Source organism: Desulfovibrio sp. SGI.230, from assembly GCF_050313065.1.
Taxonomy (GTDB): domain Bacteria; phylum Desulfobacterota; class Desulfovibrionia; order Desulfovibrionales; family Desulfovibrionaceae; genus Desulfovibrio.
In genome coordinates, this window is record NZ_JBNPKS010000028.1 from 1 (window position 1) to 890 (window position 890).

General features: G+C 54.4%; 2 protein-coding genes. Both read right to left on the reverse strand.

Translation table 11 applies throughout. The features are described 5' to 3' along the window. Positions 1-23: 23 nt before the first annotated feature. Positions 24-566: an IS5 family transposase gene (locus ACQRAG_RS11740; protein ID WP_368492477.1), complete on the reverse strand. Its 543-nt coding sequence runs from the start codon at positions 564-566 to the stop codon at positions 24-26. Next, positions 475-837, reverse strand: coding sequence for a transposase (locus ACQRAG_RS11745; protein WP_083575399.1), 363 nt, complete (start codon positions 835-837; stop codon positions 475-477). Before ACQRAG_RS11745 ends, ACQRAG_RS11740 begins: the two co-directional genes overlap by 92 nt. Positions 838-890: the final 53 nt, after the last annotated feature.

The window sequence follows — 890 nt, forward strand, 5'->3', positions numbered from 1 at the left end:
GAGAATGTCCGGCATACATCTTGCTATACCAGTTTTCTCCAAAGGATACAGGCCAAAGCAAGGTAAAGTAGTCCCATAAAATTGACGAGGTAACAACAGTAGCGAGTGCGTAAGCTCCGAAAACTCTTCAACCAGGCGAATGTCCGCTCTACTACCCAGCGGCGGGCAGGAGTCCTCCAGCGGTCCCGAACTTCTTCCCCCCGGCTGCGGATATGCTCCTCAAATCCGTTTACGTAGACTTCTTCGCTGACTCGCGGGTAGTCATAGCCCTTGTCCAGACAGAGATGGCGTACGGCAGAGCCCAGAAACCAGCCGCCCATTTCCCGGGAGTTCTTCAGCGTCGCTTCTATCAGGCGGCTGTCATGAACATTGGCACCTGTGACTGTCACTCCCAGAGGAATACCCTGACCATCCACATGGAGATGTATCTTGCCGCCGCTTCGGCCCCTGTCCGTCGGGTTGCGTCCAAGGCCCTCAGTCGCTGATTTTTTGAGAGCGCGTCGGGGCTTGCAGCAAGGTGCCGTCCATAGCCTGCCATTGGGCGTCGACGCCGACCTTTTCCCCATATTCAGCAAGAAGGATGCGAAAAATCTCCGCCATGATGCCGGCTTTGTTCCATCGCTGGAAGTGCTCGTGGACAGAGCTTTTTGATCCATAGCAGGCGGGAAGCATGGCCCATTGGCATCCTGTCCGGCATTTGTAGAGGATTCCTGCCAGAACCGTGCGCTGCGCAAGCGGTTTGCTGCCGCCGCTTCTTTTTCGTTTGAACGGGGCAAGGAGAGGCTCGATACGTTCCCACAGCTCATCAGGCACATCACGAAAATCTGTTTGTTTCATGGGACGAGATTACCACACCTTTTAAAATCAAAAAACATGCCGGACATCCTCTT

Excerpts from the sequence above, each read along its gene's own strand:
- ACQRAG_RS11745 (WP_083575399.1), bottom strand. The coding sequence starts at position 837 with ATGAAACAAACAGATTTTCGTGATGTGCCTGATGAGCTGTGGGAACGT.
- ACQRAG_RS11740 (WP_368492477.1), bottom strand. The coding sequence starts at position 566 with ATGGGGAAAAGGTCGGCGTCGACGCCCAATGGCAGGCTATGGACGGCA.